A 21,696-nucleotide genomic window follows, 5' to 3' on the forward strand; every position below is an offset into this window, starting at 1 on the left:
GAGCTTGACTCCGCTGTACGGCACAGCTGAATCTTTGCTGTGTAACCCATGTGGAGCATGGCACGGCAAGTGTCGAGCAAGGAGCGGGTCGTGGAGTCTCTCGCTGACGGCGCTGTCCTGGTCGACCGCGACAACGAAGTGCGGCGTCTCAAGGACGCAGTCCGCCACGTCGTACAGGGACGCGGCGCAGCGGTGTGGATCGACGGTGAGCCGGGCATTGGCAAGTCGGCGCTGCTGGCAGCCGGGCTGGACGGCGTCGAAGGACTCGGCTGCCAGGTGTTCCGGGCAGCCGCCGACGAGTTCGCGCGCCGTTGCCCGCTGCGCGTCATGCTCGAATGCCTTGGTATCACGCCGAATTCGCCTGATCCGGACCGGCGGGCCATCAGCGATCTGCTGTCCAGTGCCGCCGCCGACCCGTCAACGGTTGCCGCCGACCGGTTGTTGGTGCTCATCGAGGGCATGTGCACGACTGCACCGGTAGTACTGGTGATCGACGACATCCAGTGGGCCGACGCGGCCAGCCTCCTCGTCTGGCACCGACTGGGCCGGATGATCGAGCGCCTGCCGTTGTTGCTGATCGCCGCCTGCGGCCCTGCCCCGCACCGGCCCGATCTGGCACTGCTTCGTCGTGACAGGACCGCCTCGGTCATCACGCTGAGCCCCCTCGGTGAAGCGTCGACGGCAGAACTCGCCGGGCAGTTGCTCGACGCCGACTCGGTAGGGCCGACGCTGCGACAGGTTCTGCGGGGTGCGGCCGGAAACCCCTGTTATGTTCACCAAATCGTCAATTCTTTGCAACGTGATGGTTACCTCACCCGTTCGGCGGTGAACGCCGTCGAGCTGACCTCCGAATTGGCGAGGATGCCCGAATCGTTGACGACGGCCATTTCGGCTCGGCTGCGCCACGCCGACGACACCACGTGGGAAGTGTTGCGGATGGCGGCGCTTCTCGGCCCAGCGTTCTCGGTCACCGATCTGAGCGCGGTGTGCGGCCGCTCGGTGGCCGACTTGGCCGGAGTCGCCGAACAAGCCATCGCCTCCGGCATCCTGGTGGAATCCGGTGCCCGACTGGAATTCCGGCACACCGTGGTCCGGCAGGCACTGTATGAAGGCATCCCGACCCCGCTTCGACTCGCACTGCACAACCAGGCGGCCCGCGCACTGGGCCCAACCGGCGCCCGGATCGAGTACGTTGCCGGGCACCTGCTCGCTGCTCTCCCCGGCGAGACCGCCGTCGGCCTCGACGACTGGGGCGTCGACTGGCTCGTGCAACATGCCCGCAAGCTGGCCCACCGTGCCTCGGAACTGGCGGTCGACCTGCTCACCTCCGCTTCAGACGCACTGGATCCTGACGACCCGCGCCGCGAACCGTTGCGGATCAGGTTGGCGGAGGCGCTGCTGCTGCTCGGCCGCACGGAGGAAGCCGAGGAACTGGCCGAAGCAATCCTGGCCGACACCCGAGACCCCGAAATCACTGCCGAGATGAGTTGGCTCCTCGCGTGGTCGCTGACCATGTGGGGCAGGCTCGACAAGGCCCGGATCGTGATCGAAAACGCCATCGGCGGCGGAAAGCCAAGCCATGCCGGAAAGGCCGGTAGAAAATCCAATACGGATAGTCGCTGGATCGCTCGCCTGCACGGACTGCTCGCCAGAATCACGCTTCCCATCGGCCAGGTCGAGATCGCGGAGGCGGCAGCACGACGGGCGCTCGACGCGGGACGGGAGGTCGGCGACCGGTTCGCGACCGGTTTGGCACTACACGCGACCGGGGTGATTTCCGCCCAACGATGGGATCTGGCCGGGGCGGCTGCCGAATTCGATCGCGCACTGTCCGAGTTGGGCAACGATCCCGAGTGCACCGATCAACGGCTGCTGATCCTGGCCGACCTGCGCGGCGTGCTCTTCGAACTCGGCAAGGTCGACAAGGCCGAGCAAACCGTGCGGGAAATGCAGGCCATCGTGCAACGTTATGGGACGTCGCCCAGGCGCGGCGCGGCGCGGCTCTGTGCTGCCGAGCATTTCCATGCCACCGGCAGGTGGGACGAAGCGGTCGCCGAACTGGAATCGGCGATGGAGTGCTACGACCGGATGGCCGCCACGCACCAATCGCGACTGCGTTGCCTGGCAGCGGCCATCGCAAGTCACCGCGACCAACGCGACACTGTGGAAGAACATCTTGCCGCGGTGTCCGAAAGCCCGGACCTCCGCACGGAGTTCGCGCTGCTGGCGCAATCGGCGTGGTACGAAAGGGACGGTCGTCAAGATGATGCCGCGGCAGCTCTGGGCGCTGCGCTGGCCCGCGACGAGCACCCGGGTACCCGGCACACCTTGCTTCCGCTGCTGGTCCGACTTGCGCTGGCCCGCGACGACCGCGACACCGCAGTACGGGCTACGGAGGCCTGCGAAGCCGATGCCGCCTGCGGGTCAGCGCCGGCCATCGCGGCGGCAGCCCGACATTGCCGAGGGCTGCTGGAGGGCGATCCGGCGTTGATCGACGCCGTCGTCGAGGCTTACCGGCGGTTGGAGCAACCTCTGAAACGCGCTCAGGCGCTGGAAGATTCCGCCGTCCTGCACGCCAGACGCGGCGATCTCGGCGCTGCCCGCGGCGCATACGTTGAGGCGATCCGCATCTACACCGACCTGGGCGCCAAGTGGGACCTGCTGCGCGCAGACTCCCGGCTGCGCCCGTACGGCATGCGTCGACTGCGCGCACGCCGCCGAAGTGCGACCACCGGGTGGGAAGCCCTGACGCCAACCGAGCTCAGGGTTGCAAGACTCGTCGCGGCAGGCCACGCCAATGCGGACATCGCGGCGATTCTCTTCGCGTCCAGGCGAACCATTGAGGTGCACGTTTCGCGCATCCTGGCCAAGCTCGGGGCGCGCTCTCGGGTCGAGATCGCCATCGAAGCCGCCCGGCAGCCGAGCCTCGACCAACACGTTCCACTGCCAGTGCCCCAAGAAGACCGCCTCTGCGGCTGAATCAACCCCCACGCTCCACCCAAAGGCATTGCAGGTGAGGGCGCCGTGACCAACTTGCTTGGGCACGGCGCCCTCGCTCGTCATGACCATCACGTTCGTGTCACGGATCCTGCGGAAGTTCTTCTGGTTGCCCTTATCTACCCAATTTGACGGTGTACGTGAGTTCACTGATTTTCCGGCTCACTAGAAGAGGAAACCTGGTCGTACAAGCAAGTGATCGAGCACAACCGCGGTACGTCACAGCGCCGCCGACGGGTCGCGCGGACAGCTCGCAGAATTGGACCGGGAGTGGTCATCATGGTGAATTCCATCGCCTCACGCCGGGAGGACGAGGCACGCGCCAGCGAGTCGTACGGCCCCGCTCCCGACCCGCAATCCGTGGTCAATCAGCTCTACGGCGACTATTTCGCGGCTCTGCAGCTCTACGTCAGCCGGATTATCTCCGATCCGTACCAGGCCGAGGACATCGTCCAGGAGACGATGGTGCGTGCCTGGCGGCACGCCGACGCGCTCAGCCGTCCCGAACTCGGTTCGGCCTGGGGCTGGCTGAAAAAGGTGGCGCGTAACATCGCCATCGACAAGATCCGTGCTCGCCGGGCACGTCCCGACGAGGTCGAGGAGTCCGCGGGCATCGGAGTCGGCATTCTGGGAGACCACTCGGACGACGTGCTCACATCGATGTCGGTGGCCAATGTGCTGCTAGAGCTCATCCCGGAACACCGCAGCGTGCTCTACGAAGTGTACTTCGCCGACCGGACTGCGGCCGGCGCAGCCGACGTCCTCGGAATTCCCGTAGGCACGGTCAAATCCCGCCTGCACTACGCACTCCGCAAGCTGAAGACATCGTTGGAGCCAACCGAACTCGCAGCATGAGCCCAGCGGGGGCGTGCTGGGTCCTATAGAGGCTTTTTCCAAACTCGTCTTGCGTGGCGGTGCGGGTCGGAACCTCAGACGCCATCTGGTCTCCGTCTCGGTAGCCGCGCGCCTTGGGCTGGCCGGCAACCGGCAGCCGACCGCTTGCTGCGGCTGCTGCGGCTACTGGTATCGCTTGATGTCTTCTCCGGAGACGAGGTAACGGGCTATCGCCTGACCGAGCGGGATTCTGTTGCGTGCCACGGTAAATGGCTCGATGCGCAACATGTGTGACATCTACGATCAGGAGTTCTACTCAGCGTGGGGTGCGCCGCGCTGCCCGCGATTGCTGAGGGGATCCATGCCTTCGAGCGTGCCCACGGCCAGTCGCTCGGCGAGTATCTGCGTACCTGCGAGGAGTTCCGCTCCCGCTTTCAGCACGTGATGAACGCAGGGAACGCCTTCCTGGACAAGGTACCGGTCCGGTTCGACTTCTCCTCAGCGCGCACGGTCGTCGACGTTGCCGGGGGAGCGGGTGACCTGCTGGCGAGTGTCCTGCGGCGATATCCGGGTATTCGCGGTGTGCTGTTCGATCTACCGCACGTCCTCCCTAACCGAGAAGAACATTGCCGAGCGCTGTGGAGCGCGGGCGTGCGAATTCGTCGCGGGAGACATGTCCGAGTCCATTCCGGACCACGCGACGTCTACCTGCTGTCCCGGGTGTTGCAGGACCGGCCGGACGAGGCGTGCCTAGCCCTACTTGACAACTGCCGCAGGGCGATGCGGCCGGACGCCCGGTTGCTCATAATCGATCGGATTCCTTCCGATGACGGAGCTTTCGATCTCGCACTGCTGTGGGATCTGCACTTGATGCTGATGGTGGGAGGCCGACAGCGCACGGCGGCCGAGTACCGTCAGCTGCTCGACGCTGCGGTGCTGGTGTTGATCGATTCCTGTCCTCGCGTGCCCTTCTGAACCACACATCTTGCATGTTCACCCCATTTGAGTAGCGCTGCCGTTGCTGACTAAGCAAGACTGCGACTGCTGGCCAACGTGTTCATCCTCTCAATTCCCGAAGCCGCGTGATCCAGGACTGGCTCGACACGACCTTGTGAAGTCGTCTGGCCGCCACTACCTCGTTCGTCATACCGCAAAATTCGCGCCACGCAAAGGAAAAGAGGTCCTCGTACAATGCAGGACTACCTAACGGAGCAGATACGGACTCTTAGCACCTGGCTTCGTGATACGGACAGTTTCACCGAAACCGTTGCCCACTGGCTGAACAGCCGGGTTGACTACGTCTCGTTGTGCCACGAGTACTGCCTCGTCACGCCCGAACATGCTGCGGCATTGGATGTTCCGGAAGGCAGCAAGGTGTTACATCGACGCGGGTATCTCGAATCGGAATCGACCGGCTTTCGGCAGCGGGTGGCCGAGGTACGAGCCGTCGTGGTCGAGGACCGACTGCACCCGGATGCCCGACAATCGTTGGAGTCCAAGAAGGTCCCGCTCGGTAAGATCCTAAGCCGCCACGGGATGCGGCGGCACACCCATGACATCACCCGCGTCTCAACGGTCGATGCCAACGGCCGACAGGTATTGCGCGTGGCGGCGACTGTCACGATGGCCGGTGAGCTGGTCGCGGCCGTCGACGAGATCGTCTATCTCCAACTGTTCAAGCCCGCGCCGTCGCAATGCGACACCGCGGACGTTGCCCCGGTCGTCGACAGACTGCCGAACGCCCGAAGGTCACAGGAATCGGCTATATCCCGGAAGCCGGCACATCGCGCGTGACCGAACTGGTCGCCGAGGGCAAGGCAGACCGCGCACTGCTGGTGTGCGGCACCGGGCTGGGCGTGGCGATCAGCGCGAACAAGGGTCCACAGCATATAGCCGGACGTGCCCGAGCCGCACCTACCGTGGAATGCGACGGGGCGGTAAGAACCCGGTCCGGAACCAAGCGGTGGCCTACCACGATGACCGAAACATTCCTTGCCTGACCGGCCGATGAGCAGCAGAGGAGCCGCACACTATGCGACTGATTGTGGGCATGACAGGGGCAACGGGTGCGGTGTTCGGCGTCCGCCTGCTGGAGGCCCTGCGCGAGCTGCCCGAGGTGGAGACCCACTTGGTGCTCTCGAAGTGGGCGCGGCCCACTCTCGAGCTGGAGACTGGCCTGTCGGTGCGCGAAGTCACCGACCTCGCCGATGCCGCCCACAGCCCCGGAGACCAGGGGGCGTGCATTTCCTCCGGCTCCTTCCGCACCGACGGAATGATCATCGCGCCGTGCTCGATGAAGACCCTGGCCGGCATCCGGGCCGGCTACGCCGACGGGCTGATCGGCCGCGCCGCGGACGTGGTCCTCAAGGAACGCCGCAAGCTGGTGCTGGTCCCGCGTGAGACCCCGCTGAGCGAAATCCACCTGGAGAACATGCTGGCGCTGACGCGCCTTGGAGCGCAGATGGTGCCGCCCATGCCTGCCTTCTACAACCACCCGGAATCCGTGGACGACATCGTCGACCACATCACCGCGCGGGTGCTGGATCAGTTCGACCTGCCGACGCCGAACGCCCGGCGGTGGGTCGGCATCCGTGCGGCACGCGAGCAGCGTTTCCCGCAGAAGCTGCCCGCGCCGCGGTCCCTCGCTTTGAACGAACAAGGAGAGTCCCATGCCGTATGACGACCTGCGCAGCTTCCTGCAAACCCTCGAGAAAGAGGGCCAACTGCTGCGCATCGCCGACGAGGTGATGCCCGAACCCGACATCGCCGCGGCCGCCAACGCCGCCCCTCGCCTAGGCGCCGCCGCCCCGGCCCTGTACTTCGACAACGTCAAGGGCTTCACCAATGCCCGGATCGCGATGAACGTGCACGGCTCCTGGGCCAACCACGCCCTGGCGTTGGGCATGGATAAGAACAGCGGACCCAAGGACCAGGTGGACGAGTTCATCCGCCGCTGGGCGAACTTCCCGGTCAAGCCCGTGTACCGGGACAATCCGCCGTGGGCGCAGAACACTGTGGAAGGCGATGAGATCAACATCTTCGACGTCCTGCCGCTGATCCGCCTCAACGACGGGGACGGCGGTTTCTACATCGACAAAGCCGCGGTCGTCTCCAAGGACCCGGACGACCCGACCTCGACGGACAAGCAGAACGTCGGTATCTACCGGATCCAGGTCAAGGGCAGGCGCAAGCTCGCTCTCCAGCCCGTCCCCATGCACGACATCGCGCAGCACCTACGCAAGGCCGAGGAACGTGGCGAGGACCTGCCGATCGCGATCACCCTGGGCAATGACCCGGTGATCTCCATCGTCGCCTCCACGCCGATGGAATACGACCAGAACGAGTACGAGCTGGCCGGCGCACTGCGCGGTGAACCCGCCCCGATCGCCCGCTCGCCGAAGAACAACCTGCCCGTGCCGTGGGGCAGCGAGATCGTCATCGAAGGCGTCATCGAGGGCCGCAAGCGTGAGATCGAGGGCCCGTTCGGCGAGTTCACCGGCCACTACTCCGGTGGGCGCAACATGACGGTGATCCGGATCGACAAGATCTCCTACCGCACCGACCAGGTCTTCGAGCATCTCTATCTCGGCATGCCATGGACCGAGATCGACTACCTGATGGCCGCCAACACCTGCGTGCCGCTCTACACGCAGCTCAAGAAGGATTTCCCCGAGGTCCAGGCGGTCAACGCGACCTACACCCACGGCCTGGTTGTGATCGTGTCCACCAAGAAGCGCTATGGCGGATTCGCCAAGGCCGTCGGCATGCGCGTGCTGACCACCCCGCACGGACTCGGCTACGCCGCCACCGTGATCGTGGTGGACGCGGAAGTGGACCCCTTCAACCTGCCGCAGGTGATGTGGGCGCTGTCGACCAAGATGAATCCGGCCGGTGACCTGGTCGTCGTCCCGAAACTGCCAGTACTCGGACTGGCCCCGCAAACCGACACACCGGGCATTGTAGACAAACTCATCATCGACGCCACCACCCCCGTCGCGCCCGACACGCGCGGCAACTACGGCAACCAAGTCCTGGACCTGCCCGAGATGGGGGAGTGGCTCACCAAACTCCAGTCGCTCGCCGCCCGCTGACCCACCAGTCGAAAGGACGACCTGCCATGGCCCCACAAGAAACCGTCTGCCCGCGCTGCGCCCACGAGACCGTCGACAAGCTCTACAGCTCGCCGGTCCCCGGCGTCTGGGACGTGCTGCAATGCCAGCAGTGCCTCTACGCCTGGCGCACCAGCGAACCTGCCCGTCGCACCAGTCGCGACGCCTACCCCGACAGTTTCAAGATGACGCTCGAGGACATCAAGGCTGCCCGCGAGGTCCCCACCATTCCTCCGCTGCGCTCCGCGTCCTGACGCCAGAGCCGTCACCATCCGCGGGAACCGGGTTCCCGCGGGCCATTTCCTAGGAGGCTGCGAGATGACACCCGAGCCACACGACACCCTGATGTGGGAGGCCCGAACTCAGCCCGGACGCCGGGACGAACTGCTCGCCTGGGTGGAACAGACCGCGATGCTCGCTCTGCTCGCCGAACCCGGCTGCCTCGACGCCAGTACCTACCTGGGGGGCGAGGACCGGGTCGTGGTCATCGCTCACACCACCGGCACCGTGCCCCGCCTGCCGGACCCGCCCGACGAGCTGCTGCTACGCGCCGTACACCGATGGCCCTTCCGCAAACACGCCTTCTATCGCAAGTGACGACCCGGCAAAGTCGTTTGGCCCTGAGTAAAGGACGGGCACGGGCCTTGTTGATCAGGTGAGTGTAGAGCGATCCGCAGGCACTCGCCGCCGCCATCGTGGCCGCCGCCCACGAAGACGCTGACGGCTACCGTGACGACGCGACGGCCATTGTGCTGATGCCTGCGTAAACGTCCTCACCACCAGCCTGAGCAGTACAAGGGGTTCCCGTAGTACGCGCGGGCGTGGACATTTGCGGTCAGCGAACTATGTGACGTCATTGACAAGGACTGCCATGCACGTGGATTCCTTATGTTCCCAGCCAGCCGGACCGATCTCACCGGATGTCATCAAGAAAGTTGGCGAGTGGACGCTCGAACGTCTACCAGAAGCCACGAAACGGGCGTTGGATGACGACTCCGTGCCCTCCGCGTTCCTCGCCGAGATCGATTCGGTAGTGCTCACCGACCTCCCGGACGTGGTGGACCTCACCCAGGTGGAGGCTCGACGCCTCCTGGTTGATCTGGGTTTCTGCGGTAGCGCTGTCGCCAGGGTCGCGACGGAAAGCGGTCACGACGTCGCCCACCTGCTCGGCACGCTTGGTGTAGGTGCGCACCGACGCACTTTTCGCGACTACTACGCGGATCTCGCGACGCGATCGGGCGTGGGTCACCCACCACGGCAGACGTTCGTGTCCACAATCACCTGGAACGCACCAACGATCGAAGTCCGGGTGGACGATACCGTCGCCGCGACCTTGCCGAGCGTGTTCGACGACCAGCGGACAAGGACGTGGACCGGAACCTCTGATGAGGCAAGCCTGTGGCTCCTGTTCAAGAAGTGCGCCGGTCTCGGTGCGGTCGCCAACGTAGCACTCGCGCCCGTGGTCTTCGGCGACCTCCCGGTCGACTCCCCTGACGCGCCGGGCAGGCTCGCTGTGGCTACGGCGGCGATGGAGGAGATGCAGGATCAGATGCGGATCTTCAGCATGGCAGGCAACCGCGCCGGGGGTATGTCCGCGGACGTCTTCATATATGGAATCCGCCAGTTCGGTGTCCCCTGGGAGGACGGTGCAGAGGCGCCGAGCGGTCCCCACGAGGCCGAGTGGATCAAGCGGGACGTAATGCTCGGGCTCAGGAGCCCGAACTACCTCGCGGACGTTCGCCGCAGGTATCCGATGCTGCTGGAGCCGGACGTTCACGCCATCGAGAAGGCGATCGGACAACCGTCGCTGGCGGAAAAGTTACGCGAGGCATGGCGATCTGACCTGCGCGACGAGGTTGACGCGGCAACCAAGGCGAGGCTGGCCGCCACCACCATGGCCGCCCGGTCGCTGTGGCGTGCGACCGGCCGGTGTTCGTCCGCACACCTCGGCTTGGCGCGGAAGTTCCTGTTCAGCCACCTCCGCAAGCAGGCACGCACGTCCACGCCCCCGACCGCGGTGTCCAACGATTCGGGCATCACCGGGATGACCGAGCAGGACGTCGTACGCCTGGCCGAGCAGCGTCTGCGCGGCGTGTTCGACGACATCCTCCGGCACGTCGACCCGAAAAGCTTGGTGGCGGCCGAAGCCGAACTCGGTCGGCGTCCGAGCCCCGCCTGTACCCTGGTCGTTCCCGGGATCGATGCCGGCCGAGTCCGAGATCTCCCAAACCGTCGATGCGGCGATCGGACGTCCGAGTCCGGCCAGTTCGCCTTGGATCCTTCTGTGCCCCCACCGCGGGTACGCGGGCCAGGCGAGGATCGTTGCGGGTTGGATGGGGAAGATGTCGTGCCAGCGGCGGCGGGGGAGTAGCGAGGACAGGGCGGCGAACCAGAAACGGTCCGTTAGCTTGTACCGACTTGACCGGGGATTTGGCGGCGGAGGGCGGTCGTTCTCATGCCGAAGCACGAGCTGTTCAGCGTCCTTGGGGCTGTCCTTGGCGAAGTAGCCCACCCGCTGGCCGCTGACCAACAACGGTATCCGCGCTGGTTAGAACCCAAAACGTTGCTTACACCGCCAGATGTACGGCTACCCCTCGTAGTCGTCGTAGTCGTCGTAGTCGTCGTAGTCGTCGTTGTGAACCGCGTTGGCGGTGGACAGCGACCGCACCTCGGTCTGTTGATGCGCTTCGAGCGGCCGGTTGATTACGAGGAACTCGTAGTGCTGGGTACTCGCTCATCGCCCATCCCTTGAATCGGCCCTGGCGAATGGAGGGGCGGGGCTGCGGGAGCGAAGGCTCAGAGGCGTGTGGCTACGCGGACTAGATCGGCGAGTGCTCGGGAGCGGCTGTGTGGCGGCCAGGCGATGACTGTCGTCACGGTCGGCGCGTCTAGAACCGGCACGGCGGCCAGGCCTTCGAGCAGGTTGGCGCGGCAGGATTCGGGCATGACCACGGTGGTGCGGCCGAGCGCGATCAGCTGGAAGAGCCAAGGAGCTGAGCGGCACCAACATCAAAATCAACAACGCCTGCCCCGGCTACGTCGCGACCGATCTCAACGGCTTCCACGGAACCAGCACGCCCGCAGAAGGCGCCAAGATCGCCATTCGGCTCGCCACGCTGCCGGACGACGGCCCGACCGGAGGGCTGTTCGACGACACCGGGAATGTGCCCTGGTGAGACGCCCCACGAAGTCTCTGGGCTGTCGAAGACCTCGTATGGGTGTCGCGCAGCGGGACGCGAACGAATGTGCGGCATCCCGTTGCGTTCCCCGCGGGATTCCTTCAGAACCCTGGAAACCGCAGCGAAACGGGGGCGCGTCCACAACGGACGCGCCCCCGCACCACGCACCGGATCAGTACTTCGGCGGCGAGGCGGTCGCCGGCGACATGTCACAGCGAGTTTGTTACTTCCTTCGCGACGCGTTCGCCGGAGCTGATCGCGCCGTCCATGTAGCCGTTCCAGATGGTCGCGGTTTCCGTGCCGGCCCAGTGGATGTGGCCGACAGGTGCGCGTAGTGCTTCACCGAGGTCGAGCCAGGTACCTGGTGTGAACACGCCTCCGTAGCCACCGCGGGTCCATTCTTCTTCCAGCCAGTTCTTCTCGATGTATTCGAGCGGATCAGCGGCTTGTTCGCCGAAGTACCGGGTGAAACATTCGATCACGTCTCTGCGTCGCTGTGTCGCGGACATCTGATCGGCCTGGCGTCCTTGTTCACCTTCGATGAAGCCAAGCAGCACGCCCACATTCGCATCCGGCGGTGAATTGTCGAACGTGGTTCGCACGAGCCCCGTGTCGCTGGTCGCTTGTCCGGCCAGACCGGCGGCGCGCCAGAACGGGGTCGGATAGACGCATTGCACCTTGATCACGCTGCCCATCGGGATGCGTTGCGTCAGCTGGTCGCGGGTTCCTGGCAGCGGTGGCGTGTACCGGATTCGGGCGGCTAGCGCGGGCGGTGCGGTCACGACACAGCGTTTGGCGCGCACGCTGAAGTTGTCGCCGTGCACACTGACGCCCGCGGGGTCCTGTTCGATTCTGGTTACAGGTGCGTTCAGGAGGACGCGGGGACCGAGTTCGCGTGCCATTTCAAGTGAGATGCGCTGCGATCCACCGACGATACGGGATTCCTGGGCTCCGTCGGAGGTGCGTACCAGCCGGTCGAGTCCGCCTGCGGAGGCGATGTAGAACAGCACGTGAAGCAGCGACACGTCACGAGGCTCGACCGAGAGAACCGCGTTGATCACCAGTGATATCAGCGATTTCGCGCCCGGCTGGGCAAGATGATGATTCATCCAGTCTTCAAAAGTCTGGCCGTCCAGGGTACGTGCGTCATCCGCGGTCCAGGGCGCGTCGAGTGGAACTTGCTGTGCCATCCTGTCGAGTTCCTGGATCGCGGCGGCGGCTTCTGCCGCGCCCACCGGGTCGCTGGGCGGAATCCGGTTCAGTCCGAGGTTCAGCGGATCCGCCGGGAACACGTGGCCGTACCGGGTCAGTTTCCCGTTGTGGTAGTCGGCGTAATCGCCGGCGTCGTAGGTCTTGAACGTTTCCAGGCCGAGCTGCTGGATGAGACCGAGCACCCGGTCCTGTGTCGGCCCCACCCACTGGCCGCCGACCTCCACGATCGTGCCCGGGTCGGCTCCCGGCGCTGTCACGGCCTGATTGACGGTACGGCCGCCGACACGGTCGCGTGCTTCGACCACGAGTACCTCGCACCCCGCGGCGACCAGCTCGCGAGCGGCGGTAAGGCCCGCCAATCCCGCACCGACAACAACGACCTGGGTCTCGCTGCGCCCGGCGGCGGGAGCTGACCCTGCGATGGCACGCGGCGCACCGGGCGCGATCAGCGCCCCGGTACCAGCCGCGGCCATACCGGACAGCAAACCACGACGTGTGAACCGATTCATGTCCTCTCCCGTACCGCTCGCCTGGGTTATGAACATCCGGCTGCCGGCAAGGTGACCGAGCCTCCGGATCCGCATCGTGGTGGCCGCCGACTTGTTGTTGAGAGTTGCACCAACTCAACCATGACGAGGTGCGACAGCGCCAGAGCTGATCAGGAGTCTTGCCTATGCGAGCCAGGACATGATGGGCAACCGGGCACGCGTCGCGCTTCCCCGGTTGCGGCGGCGCCGTCTCTCACGCCACGGTATTGCCGTCACGCCTGGCGCATACGACCCGACGCTGCAGTGAGTCGGGTTGGCAACGTAGCACCGTTGCGCGGCTCATTGCCCTTGACGCAGGTGTGGACCAACACGGCGATTCGAGGAGACCGGCATGTCGCAACCCAAGTTCGTGCTGCTGACTGGCGCCTCTGGCGTGGTCGGTACGGCATTGCGCCCGGCGCTGGCTCACCACAGGGTTATCAGCCTGACTCATCGTGCCAAAATCGACTCCGAGTCGGTGATCGGCGATGTGACCCAACCGTTCCTGGGGCTCGATGAGCTCACATACCAGATGCTTGTGTCCAATGTGGATACCGTGGTGCACTGCGCGGCGAAGACCGACTTCGGCGCCGGAGCCGATGCCGCGCACCAGCTCAACGTCGTCGGCACGAAGCGAGTCCTGGAGTTCGCTGCTGCCGCGCAGGCCCGTGTCATCTACGTGAGCACCGCATTCGTGACCCGTAGCAAACTCACCCGGTCGGCACAGGGATTGATGTCCGAGGGGGCGGCTCGCCCCGAAAATTACCTCGACTCCAAGCTAGAAGCCGAGGAGCTGCTTCGCGGCTCGGAAGTCCCAGTGGTGATCGCCCGCCCCTCGGTGGTGGTCGGTGATTCGGTGACCGGCGCCATGGCCAATTTCCAGGGTGTCCACATGGTCGCCGCAGGCATCCTCAGGAGCAGGTTTCCGCTTCTTCCGTTCGCAACTGAAGAGCTGGTGGACGTCATTCCGCAGGACCTTCTCGCTGCAGGGCTGCGGGCGTTGGTGGACGCGGATGTGCGTGGCGGCGAGTACTGGTTGACCGCGGGGCCCCACGCGCTGACCTCCAGGCGATTCGTCGACCAGTGCGTGGCCGTGGCCGAGGAATCGGGCATCGATGTCACGCCGCCGCGGTTGGTATCGCCGGACATGGTGGATCGGTTGATCCGCCCGGTATTGGCCGATGTTCTTCCTCCGTCCGCACGCAAGCAGTTTGACGACGTGCTGGCGATGGCCGCTTTGTTCGCCGGTGCCGAGCCGTTCCCGACCTCCTTCGGCGCCCTTCCCGGAGACCCGGCAGCGTTGACGCTGCCCTCGGCAGAGTGGTTCGAGTCTGCCTTCCGCACGTCAGTGCGCTTTTTCGCCCATACCAAACGCCTTGTCCCCGCCGCAACTGCCGGGGCGACGGTATGAGCGTTCATGGCATCCAGCACGCCGGTTCACGGCAGACGTCGGAACGCTACCGCCGCCACATCTCCCGTGGACGGGCCCGACTGGCCGACATGACCGGCGGACTGACGGAAGTGTCCTCGCGTGGCAGCCGAGTTGTCGACGCTGATGGAAAGACGTACCTCAACTGCGGCGGATACGGCGTGTTCCTCCTCGGCCATGCCCACCCGTCCGTGGTAGGGGCGGTGGTGGAACAGGTTCACCGGCACCCGCTGACCACACGGCTAATGCTGGAGCCCACGGTCGCAAGTGCTGCCGAAACGCTCGCCGGCGTCGCCCCGGACGGTCTGGACTACGTGCATTTCGTCAACTCCGGAGCCGAGGCCACCGAGGCCGCGATCAAGCTGGCACGTGCCCATGGGCATGCACACCTCATCTCCGCGGTCGGCGGTTACCACGGCAAGACCACGGGTGCGCTCAGCATCACCGCCCGGGAGCTCTACCAGGCTCCGTTTCGGCCGTTGCTGCCCTCCGTTGACCACGTTCCCTTCGGCGACGCACAGGCGCTGGAAGAGGTATTGGCCGCAGCACCACCGGCCTGCGTGGTGGTGGAACCGGTGCAGGGAGAGGGCGGTGTCGTTGTTCCGCCGCCCGGATACCTGCGCGATGTCGCGCAGCTGTGCCGGAAGTATGGGGCGTTGTTCGTCCTGGATGAGGTGCAGACCGGACTGGGCCGGCTTGGTCACTGGTGGGGCGCGGACAGGGAATCGGTCACCCCTGACATTCTACTGGTGGGCAAGAACCTTTCCGGGGGAGTCGTGCCCGTAGCGGCCATGGTCGCCACAGCAGAGGCGTATTCGCCGTTCAATCGCGACCCGTTCCTGCACACCTCGACATTCGCCGGGTCGCCGATCGCTGCTGCCGCCGCCGAGGCGGCGATCCGTGTGATCGTGGCGGAAAACCTCGTCACCAAGGCCAGCGAGTTGGGCGAGTACCTGCTCCAGGAGTTACGCCGAATCCTGTTGCACCACTGCGGTCACCTGATCACCGACGTGCGCGGGCTGGGTCTGCTGATCGGAGTGGAGCTGGTCAACGAGCAAGTCACGGGTGAACTGCTGATGGAACTGCTCGACCAGGGAGTGCTCGTCAACCATTCACTGAACGCGCATCGGGTGCTGCGCTTCACCCCGCCGGCGGTCCTGACTTCCGAGGACGTTCACTGGCTTCTTGAGGCGGTTACCCGAGCCGCGGAAACCCTCGCGCGCCGATGCCCACCCAACGCTGTTGTGGAAGGAACCCCCTGATATGCCGACTGTTACGGTCGAGTCGCTTGTGCCTGCCGCCATGGGGGCCGACGCTGACACTGTCTTCTCCGCGATCTGCGACGTCGAGCGCTTCGCCGATCAAACCGATGAGGTCCGCAGCGTTACCGTCACCGCAAGGCAAGACGGCACCCAGGATTCGGAATGGGCGGTCACGTTTCGCAACGGCATCCTGTGCTGGTCGGAACGAGAGCGGATCGACCACTCCGCAAGGACTATCACGTTCCGGCAACTCGACGGAGACTTTGAACGCTTCGACGGCGAGTGGGCGGTTGTCGAGTTCGGACCCGACACGATCGTCACGTTCACTGCGCACTTCGATCTCGGTATGCCGAGCCTGGCGGCGATCATCGATCCGATCGCGGAGGAGGCATTGCGCGCAAGCATCCAAGCCATCCTTCGCGGCCTGCTCGGCGAAGAACTGGTCTTCCTCGACACGGCCTCCTACCCGGTCGCGTCCGATGCGGAAACTCCGTCGTGAGGTCGCCGTCTTTGCCGTATTCTCTGCACTTTTCAAGTTTGACCACGGTTCGGGATCCGCTGTCTCGTTGCGCCCGGCCGAGCGAGCAGTCCGAGGAGGACGGTGCTGCGGCGATGCCGACCAACTAGCGCTGCCATGCGATGCGTTGCCGTTGGGGTTCCCGCGAGGGCCGATTTCGCGACGGCCGGCCCCCGCGGGATCTCCTCCTGTCGGGGGGGACGTGCGACAGAAGGAGGCAATCGGGCCACGTGCCACGAGCTGACCCGAGCAATACTGGCCGAGTTGCAGCAGTGGCAACAAGAGTTGTCCAGGCATCATCGTCGGCCATTTCGGGCAGCCATTCGGCAGATTCGGACAAACCGGTCAAAGTGTGCGATGTCGGGCGGTCCGCGAACGTCTTCATCCTGGGTTCGGTCTCGTGTGGTCCCTGGAGGTCCACGCTGGTCGTCGGTGGCAGCGGTCCAGACCAGAGCTGCCGAGGCGTCGCACTCACGGGTTCGCGTGCCGGACTGTACTTTCGTGCAGGGCAACGAGCACGAAAGTACCTACTTCGGTTCGGCGACAACGCCCGAATTCATAGACTCTGAGTACCGGCTGGTCGTCGCGAACCGACGTCAGATATTGAGATGGTGTGGCACACATCCACCCCGCCTCACCGGCGCATGTTAAGAGCATGAAAACGCTCCATCGTCTCGTGCAGAAATCATTGAGCAACGGAGTTGGCCTGAATGACAGTCAGCGCTGTTATCGCGGGGTTGGGGGCATGGTTGCCTCCCGGGGTTGTCACGAATAACGATTTGTGTTCGAGGCTGGACACGTCCGAGGAGTGGATCGAGAGTCGCACGGGCATTGTGGAGCGTCGGGCCGTCTCGGGCGGTATGGCGACGCTGGACTTGGCGGTGGAGGCCGGCGGTCGGGCGCTGAAAGCAGCCGGGGTTTCCGGGGTCGATGCGGTCGTCGTCGCGACGACCTCACCAGATCGGATCTGTCCGGCCGGGGCGCCGGAAGTGGCGTCCAGGCTTGGGCTGGGACCCATCGCAGCTTACGACCTGACCTCTGCATGCAGTGGCTTCGTCTATGGCCTTGCCACCTGCGCCGGACTCATTAGCGCCGGGATCGCAAAAAGCGTGCTTTTCATTGGTGCCGAAGCGTTCTCGACCTTCATCGACCCGGCGAATCGCACCACTGCACCTATCTTCGGCGATGGAGCCGGGGCGGTGGTGCTGCGTTCCGGAAGCCCGGAGGAGCCGGGCGCGATCGGACCGTTCGACCTGGGAAGCGATGGCGCGCAAGCCGATCTGCTGGCCATCCAAGGTGGTGGCTCACGGCAGCGGTCCGTGACCGGGCTCGGTCACGGCGAGGTGCCGACCGAGGACTGGTATCTATCGATGGCCGGACGGGCGATCTATCAGCAGGCGATCGCCCGGATGACCGAATCGTCACTTGCCGTGCTCGATCGTGCCGGCTGGTCGGTGACGGAGGTGGATCGCTTCGTCGGACACCAGGCCAACATCCGCATCCTCAACTCCGTCGCCCAACGGTTGGGTATCGCTCCGGAGCGGGCTTTGATCAACATCGATCGAGTCGGAAACGCCCTGTCTGCGTCCATCCCGCTCGTCCTGGCCGGCGCCGCCGCCGGCGGCGAACTGCGCCCGGGGGACAGGGTGTTGATCACCGCATTCGGGGCAGGGCTGTCGTGGGGTTCCACAGTCTTGGTGTGGCCGGACATCTCGGTAGACAGTCCACTGTGAATTTTTCAATCAAATCCATTAAGGAGACCGCGATGAGCGATTTGTACACCCGACTCGGCGAATTGCTGACGAGCACGTTCGATGTCGAGACGCCGGATCTGAGGCCCGACGCCTCGCTCGACGACCTGGGGCTGGACTCATTGGCGCAGGTAGAACTGGGCGAATTGCTCGAGCAGCATTTCGGGGTTGAGGTCACCGATGCCGAGATGGAGAAAATGGCCACGTTGACCGACATCCTCGAAGCATTGGAGAAAAAGGGAGTGACCGTCTGATGTCCGGATTCGCGGTGGCGGTCACCGGCCTCGGGCTCATCACGCCGGCGGGGATCGGCGTGAAGGAGAACTGGAACCGAGTCGCCGAAGGTCATCCGACGGCGGCCACCGACCTTGAGTTGGCCGGGCTCCAGGTCGATTTCTCCTGCCGCGTACCGGGTTTCGATCCCGCCGCGAGTCTCGGCAAGCACAACGCCTGGCGGCTCGACCGCCACCAGCAGTTCGCCCTCGTAGCGGCGCGTGAAGCCGTTCGTGATGCGGGACTGTCCGAGGAGAACTGGGATGTCACCAGAGTGGGCGTTGTTCTCGGGACCGGCGCCGGCGGAACTTCGACCATGGAAGCGCAGCAGACCAAGTTGCTGGACAGCGGCGCGGCCAAGGTCTCGGCGATGACCCTTCCCATGGGTCTGTTGAACATGGCGGCCGGTCAACTGGCGATCGAGCTCGGGGTGCGCGGTCCGAATCTCACGATCTGCACCGCCTGTGCCTCCGGCACGAGCGCGATCGGCGTGGCGCGGGACCTGATCCGCTCCGGCGCGGCCGACATCGTGATCGCCGGGGCGACGGAAGCGGCGGTGACACCGCTGTTCGTCGCTGCCTTCAGCCGGATGCGAGCCCTGTCCAGGAAGAGCCACGATCCACGCTCCGCGTCCCGGCCCTTCGATGCGATGCGGGACGGATTCGTCATCGCCGAGGGCGCCGCGGTCCTGATTCTGGAAAGCGAGCGCCATGCGTTGGCCAGAGGCGCTCGGGTGCGCGGGCGGGTTATCGGCTACGGCGCGTCTGCCGATGGCCACCACGTGACGGCGCCCGATCCGGAGGGCAACGGGGCCGAACAGGCGCTTCGTAGTGCGTTGACCGACGCTGGTCTCACGGCGCGTGAGGTCCAGCACGTCAATGCCCACGGCACCTCCACGCCCCTCAACGATGTCGCCGAAGCCGCCACCATACGGCGGGTGCTCGGTGACCACGTCGCAGTCAGCTCCACCAAGGGCGTGACCGGGCACGCGCTCGGCGCCGGCGGGGCGATCGAAGCGGCATACGGGATCCTTTCCCTCCAACACGGGTGCATTCCTCCCACGGCCAACCTGGAAAACCCGGATCCGCAGATCGAACTCGACCTCGTATCCAAGACGGCACGTCCCTGCGCGCTTGAGGTCGTAATGAGCAACTCCTTCGGATTCGGGGGGCAGAACGCCGTGCTCGCCCTCGCAGCCTCGTAAACGATCAGCTCGCTTGTCGAGTGCGTGAAAGGTACTGGGAATGACCAGCGTTACAACACAATACTTTCCGGCCGCTTCGGGAATCCGGGAGGCCGAGCCTGAAATCCGGGAAGCAGCGGAGGATCTTGCCGCACTCGTCTACGACGGTAAGTTCGACAGTGTCCACGCCGATCTGCGAGCTGCGCTGGAAGATCCGATGTTTGATCAGCGCCACGGCCTGGCGCCGCTGGAGGCAGGCCGGTTGTCCTACGAACGGGCCCGGTTCCTCCACGGTCGCCTCGGACCGGCGGCCGAGCTGATGCGCGATCAGCTCCGGATGTTCGCGATCGGCGAGTGGTCGTGCCTGATCGACACCACCACCCTTCCGATCCTGAACATCCACTACAACCTCTGCCTAGGGACGATCCTCCAGCACGGTGCAGGACGCGACGATCTCGCGGATTACATCGACGAACTGGGCAGCATGTCGTCGATCGGTCTGCTGATCGCCACCGAACTCGGCCACGGCAACAACATCGCGGCCTTGGAGACCGAGGCCGTCTACGACCACGCCAGTCGCGAGTTCGTGCTGAACACCCCGCATGCCCGCGCACAGAAATTCATGCCGAACACGGGGATCTCCGACATCCCGAAGCTGGCAGTCGTGATGGCCCGGCTGAAGGTCGACGGGGCGGACTGTGGTGTTCTCCCGTTCATCGTCAGGATTTCCGACCACAACGGCCTGTGCGAAGGGGTGCACGTCACAAGGCTTCCGGAAAAACCGGGGTTCGCCCTGGACAATGCGGTGACGCGGTTCGACCACGTCCGGATTCCCCGCCGGAATTTGCTGACTGGAGACATGGGACAGCTTACCGACGATGGTGTGTTCCAAGGCGCCGTCGGTAGTAAGCGCAAGCAGGTGCTGCGCGCATTGGACCGGGTGACCCCGGGGCGTATCTGCCTGACTGGTGCGCTCATCTCGGCCGGCCGCGCCAGCGTGTACATCGCCGTGCGGTACGCGGAGCAGCGTTTGACGGCTGCGCCCGGTCGCGGGGAGGTGCCGATCCTCGCCTACCGCAGTCAGCAGATCGCGCTGTTCAGCTCGCTCGCGCAGGTCTACGCAATGACTTTTCTCGTCAACCATGTCAAGACGGAATACCTGTCCCGCCACAGCGGGAACGAGGCCGAGGTCGACCAGTTGATCTCGATCGCCAAGGCACTGTCGAGTTGGGAGATGTCCAGGGTCATCCACGTCTGCCGTGAGCGGTGTGGCGCCCAGGGCATGTTCTCGGTCAACCGCATCGCGGATTACGTGCCGATGGCCCAAGGGGTGGTGACGGCTGAAGGCGACAACCTGCCACTTCTTGCCACCGTGGCCGCACAAATGCTCGCGCGCCGCAGCCGATCGGCAGGCAAGACGACACCATCCGATCCGGCAAGCAGGGACCTGCTGACAGGCACGTTCCAGCTCGATTTGCTGCAGTATCGGGAAGACAGCTTGCGGCGGGAAGCACGGCAGGCGATGACCGAGGAGACCCGCGGTGACGGAACCCTGTTCTCCGCCTGGAACCAGAACATGACTGCGGCCACATCCATGGCACGCACCCGTGGGGTGCGACTGGCACTGGAGCAATTCCTGACCGCCGTGGAAAACGCGGAAACCGAAGACGGCCGCACCGCCCTGCGGTTGCTGGCATGCCTCTACGGACTCCTCGAGGTCAACAGGGACAGCGGTTGGTATCTCGCGAGAAACGCGCTGACGGCCGAGCAGGTCGAACGACTCCCGCGCGAGATCGAATCGCTGTGCGAGCAGATCCTTCCGCACTCCCGGCTGCTGGTCGACGGGTTCAACCTCACGCCAGAACTCCTGCGGGCACCGATCGCAGATGATGACTACATCACGGCTGTCAGCAGGTTGGTCGGTCAAGATCTCCCAGCTCCGCGCACCGCAAGCCGTTGACCTTCCCCGCATGGTCTGCTCTGGTCAGAGCCCGTGAATCTGGTGGGGCGGCATAGCGCCCTGGAGTTTCGCGGTTCGATGTTCCTGCCGGTCACTCCAGCCGTGCGTACTTTGTTTCTATGGCAGCACAAAGTGCGCACGGCCCCGGACCTGCCGGAACGTCGCTCCAGGCCGTCATGTCGTGGGCAAACCGCAAAACTCCAGGCATCCCAAAAGGGACTCACGGGCCACTGACCCGCAGCAACTCGAGAGCCCCGGAAGACCGCCCGACACCGACTTCCCGGAGGAACCGATGACCGCAGTGGCCACCCGCCCGGAAACCGAGCAGGCGCAACGGGATCCGCGCGACCCCGACGTGCGGCTGGAGCAGCTGCTCGACCCGGAGTCGATCGAACCACTGCACCCCCGCGACAGCAGCGGGATGTACGCGGTGCGCGGTCGCATCGACGGCACGAGGGTGATC

General features: G+C 65.0%; 17 protein-coding genes and 3 pseudogenes. 18 read left to right on the top strand and 2 right to left on the bottom strand.

Features of this window, described 5'->3' with window-relative positions; translation table 11 throughout:
- The first annotated feature begins 90 nt into the window (after positions 1 to 90).
- The 10 genes and pseudogenes from E1288_RS40065 (at position 91) to E1288_RS40110 (ending at position 10,311) form a co-directional block, all read left to right on the top strand.
- The gene (locus E1288_RS40065; protein ID WP_235884142.1) at positions 91 to 2,979 is read left to right on the top strand and encodes an ATP-binding protein; all 2,889 of its coding nucleotides are present in this window, start codon (positions 91 to 93) and stop codon (positions 2,977 to 2,979) included.
- Between the two features lie 297 nt (positions 2,980 to 3,276).
- Positions 3,277 to 3,852, top strand: a complete 576-nt coding sequence (locus tag E1288_RS40070; RefSeq protein WP_132493917.1) for a sigma-70 family RNA polymerase sigma factor — start codon at positions 3,277 to 3,279, stop codon at positions 3,850 to 3,852.
- 300 nt (positions 3,853 to 4,152) lie between these two features.
- Positions 4,153 to 4,806, top strand: a complete 654-nt coding sequence (locus tag E1288_RS40075; RefSeq protein ID WP_132493902.1) for a methyltransferase — start codon at positions 4,153 to 4,155, stop codon at positions 4,804 to 4,806.
- A gap of 216 nt (positions 4,807 to 5,022) precedes the next feature.
- A complete protein-coding gene (locus E1288_RS40080) occupies positions 5,023 to 5,625 on the top strand; it encodes a hypothetical protein (protein ID WP_132493903.1) in 603 nt (200 codons plus the stop codon).
- Positions 5,626 to 5,630: 5 nt separating this feature from the next.
- Positions 5,631 to 5,714: pseudogene (locus E1288_RS40085) on the top strand (RpiB/LacA/LacB family sugar-phosphate isomerase); the annotation flags it as partial.
- 149 nt (positions 5,715 to 5,863) lie between these two features.
- Complete coding sequence (locus E1288_RS40090; RefSeq protein ID WP_132493904.1) at positions 5,864 to 6,511, top strand: non-oxidative hydroxyarylic acid decarboxylases subunit B; 648 nt, start codon at positions 5,864 to 5,866, stop codon at positions 6,509 to 6,511.
- Entirely contained in the window at positions 6,501 to 7,922 is a 1,422-nt protein-coding gene (locus tag E1288_RS40095; RefSeq protein WP_132493905.1) for a non-oxidative hydroxyarylic acid decarboxylases subunit C, read from the top strand. The genes E1288_RS40090 and E1288_RS40095 overlap by 11 nt, the downstream gene beginning before the upstream one ends.
- A gap of 26 nt (positions 7,923 to 7,948) precedes the next feature.
- A complete protein-coding gene (locus tag E1288_RS40100; protein WP_132493906.1) occupies positions 7,949 to 8,194 on the top strand; it encodes a non-oxidative hydroxyarylic acid decarboxylases subunit D in 246 nt (81 codons plus the stop codon).
- Between the two features lie 64 nt (positions 8,195 to 8,258).
- The gene (locus tag E1288_RS40105) at positions 8,259 to 8,537 is read left to right on the top strand and encodes a hypothetical protein (RefSeq protein ID WP_132493907.1); all 279 of its coding nucleotides are present in this window, start codon (positions 8,259 to 8,261) and stop codon (positions 8,535 to 8,537) included.
- 274 nt (positions 8,538 to 8,811) lie between these two features.
- Entirely contained in the window at positions 8,812 to 10,311 is a 1,500-nt protein-coding gene (locus E1288_RS40110; RefSeq protein WP_132493908.1) for a hypothetical protein, read from the top strand.
- A 425-nt stretch (positions 10,312 to 10,736) separates the two neighbouring features.
- On the opposite strand, the pseudogene E1288_RS49360 reads toward E1288_RS40110, so the two are convergent.
- Positions 10,737 to 10,925: pseudogene (locus E1288_RS49360) on the bottom strand (LysR family transcriptional regulator); the annotation flags it as partial.
- Here E1288_RS49360 and E1288_RS49365 point away from each other — a divergent pair.
- Positions 10,925 to 11,116 (top strand): annotated as a pseudogene (locus E1288_RS49365) (dehydrogenase); the annotation flags it as partial. The pseudogenes E1288_RS49360 and E1288_RS49365 sit on opposite strands and share 1 nt — an antisense overlap.
- A gap of 212 nt (positions 11,117 to 11,328) precedes the next feature.
- On the opposite strand, the gene E1288_RS40125 reads toward E1288_RS49365, so the two are convergent.
- Positions 11,329 to 12,840 (bottom strand): flavin monoamine oxidase family protein, encoded by a 1,512-nt coding sequence (locus E1288_RS40125; RefSeq protein WP_132493909.1) that lies wholly within the window; start codon positions 12,838 to 12,840, stop codon positions 11,329 to 11,331.
- A 370-nt stretch (positions 12,841 to 13,210) separates the two neighbouring features.
- On the opposite strand from E1288_RS40125, the gene E1288_RS40130 reads away from it, so the two are divergent.
- The 7 genes from E1288_RS40130 (at position 13,211) to E1288_RS40160 (ending at position 21,233) form a co-directional block, all read left to right on the top strand.
- On the top strand, positions 13,211 to 14,269 hold the full coding sequence (locus tag E1288_RS40130; RefSeq protein WP_132493910.1) for an SDR family oxidoreductase: 1,059 nt from the start codon (positions 13,211 to 13,213) through the stop codon (positions 14,267 to 14,269).
- A gap of 89 nt (positions 14,270 to 14,358) precedes the next feature.
- The gene (locus E1288_RS40135; RefSeq protein WP_207954824.1) at positions 14,359 to 15,549 is read left to right on the top strand and encodes an aspartate aminotransferase family protein; all 1,191 of its coding nucleotides are present in this window, start codon (positions 14,359 to 14,361) and stop codon (positions 15,547 to 15,549) included.
- A gap of 1 nt (position 15,550) precedes the next feature.
- Positions 15,551 to 16,048, top strand: a complete 498-nt coding sequence (locus tag E1288_RS40140; protein WP_132493912.1) for a type II toxin-antitoxin system RatA family toxin — start codon at positions 15,551 to 15,553, stop codon at positions 16,046 to 16,048.
- Positions 16,049 to 16,776: 728 nt separating this feature from the next.
- Positions 16,777 to 17,799: a beta-ketoacyl-ACP synthase III gene (locus E1288_RS40145; protein ID WP_132493913.1), complete on the top strand. Its 1,023-nt coding sequence runs from the start codon at positions 16,777 to 16,779 to the stop codon at positions 17,797 to 17,799.
- 32 nt (positions 17,800 to 17,831) lie between these two features.
- A complete protein-coding gene (locus E1288_RS40150) occupies positions 17,832 to 18,071 on the top strand; it encodes an acyl carrier protein (RefSeq protein ID WP_093276707.1) in 240 nt (79 codons plus the stop codon).
- Entirely contained in the window at positions 18,071 to 19,294 is a 1,224-nt protein-coding gene (locus E1288_RS40155; protein WP_132493914.1) for a beta-ketoacyl-[acyl-carrier-protein] synthase family protein, read from the top strand. The genes E1288_RS40150 and E1288_RS40155 overlap by 1 nt, the downstream gene beginning before the upstream one ends.
- Positions 19,295 to 19,334: 40 nt before the next feature.
- Positions 19,335 to 21,233 carry an acyl-CoA dehydrogenase family protein gene (locus tag E1288_RS40160; RefSeq protein WP_132493915.1) on the top strand — a complete coding sequence of 633 codons (1,899 nt, stop codon included), beginning with the start codon at positions 19,335 to 19,337 and terminating at the stop codon, positions 21,231 to 21,233.
- Positions 21,234 to 21,696 lie beyond the last annotated feature (463 nt).

This window comes from Saccharopolyspora elongata (genome assembly GCF_004348985.1).
GTDB lineage: Bacteria > Actinomycetota > Actinomycetes > Mycobacteriales > Pseudonocardiaceae > Saccharopolyspora > Saccharopolyspora elongata.